The sequence below is a fragment of the Dolichospermum circinale AWQC131C genome (assembly GCF_000426905.1).
In the GTDB taxonomy this organism is placed as follows: Bacteria; Cyanobacteriota; Cyanobacteriia; order Cyanobacteriales; family Nostocaceae; genus Dolichospermum; species Dolichospermum circinale.
Genome location: NZ_KE384592.1, coordinates 79269 through 80459, shown reverse-complemented (window position 1 = coordinate 80459; position 1191 = coordinate 79269). Strand labels below are relative to the sequence as shown.

The 1191-nt window shown below is 35.9% G+C and carries 2 protein-coding genes; both read left to right on the top strand.

Features of this window, described 5'->3' with window-relative positions:
* Positions 1–227 precede the first annotated feature (227 nt).
* Positions 228–473, top strand: coding sequence for a hypothetical protein (locus tag ACIR131C_RS0103535; protein WP_051347483.1), 246 nt, complete (start codon positions 228–230; stop codon positions 471–473).
* On the top strand, positions 470–880 hold the full coding sequence (locus tag ACIR131C_RS0103530; protein WP_028089087.1) for a PIN domain-containing protein: 411 nt from the start codon (positions 470–472) through the stop codon (positions 878–880). The genes ACIR131C_RS0103535 and ACIR131C_RS0103530 overlap by 4 nt, the downstream gene beginning before the upstream one ends.
* The last annotated feature ends 311 nt before the right edge of the window (positions 881–1191 follow it).

The following is a 1191-nucleotide window of genomic DNA, read 5'->3' as shown; positions in this document are numbered from 1 at the left end:
CTAAGCGGGCTATTGAGTTGGTGCATTAATTAGAACGCAGATGTACGCAGATGAACGCGGATGATTTTGTGTTTAGTTGCGTACATTTGCGGTTTTTAGTCAAAAATATTTTTTGTAGATCATTTTTTGTTAAACTCTGGGAAGAATTAAACTCGTTTTCACGGAACAGAAATAATTATGATTTAAGCATCTGTTAGAATAGAAATAATGAAGTTAACAACAAAATCATGATTGAATTACAACAATTGCAAGAGCAGGTATTAAAATTACCAATCAGAGAACGTTGGCATCTTGTACAAACTGTACTAGCATCAATTCAACAAGAAACCCTATCTTCTACTCCTTCACAAACCACTATAGAAAACTTATCTGAACTTGACCCCTGGACTCAAAGTTTAATAGGTGTAATTAGCTTAGAATCAGAAAATACAGAAGAAAGCTATATTGATTATTTAGAGGAGAAATATAGTTGAAAAAAGTATTATTTGACAGTGATGTTTTGCTTGATATTTTAGCACAGCGTCAACCGTTTGTTGTTTTCTCAACACAGGCATTAAATACAGTTATTACAAAACAAGTTCAAGGCTTTGTTTCAGGACACGCTATTACAAATATATTTTATATTTTACGTCGCCAAATTGGTAGCGATGCAGCCAAAAAATTAATAGAAACTTTATTACAAAATCTGCAAATTGCCAGCGTTACAGATACAGTAATTCATCAAGCTTTACAAAGTCCAATTAAAGATTTTGAAGATGCGGTGACAAGTGCAGCAGCAATAGCAGCAGGTGTAGAAATAATCGTCACTAGAAATAAGGTTGATTTTGTAGGGTCTTTAGTACCAGCATTGTTACCAGAGGAATTTTTGAAAATGCTTTGATTTGGTGTAATATATATATTGTGAGCCTTGGGTACTCCTTGGAGCATAAAATTTGATGCAGCCTTCAAAACGTGAACAGCGAGAAATAGGCTTGCTCACAATTTAGAGTTCCCGACCCCAAGGTAAGAATTTTTTTAAACTGAATAACCGCTTTTTGAGTTATAGGTTAATTTGTGGGTGGTGCAGGTGCGATGTTAGAACATATCATGTTACTCAGTACCAGCAAGCGGGAGATTTTCGCCTGGAAGCGTGGGGAAACTACGGCTAGTGCTGGTGAGTTGATGGCTTTTAATGGGTTGACTGCGGAAGCG

Excerpts from the sequence above, each read along its gene's own strand:
- ACIR131C_RS0103535 (WP_051347483.1), top strand. The coding sequence starts at position 228 with ATGATTGAATTACAACAATTGCAAGAGCAGGTATTAAAATTACCAATC.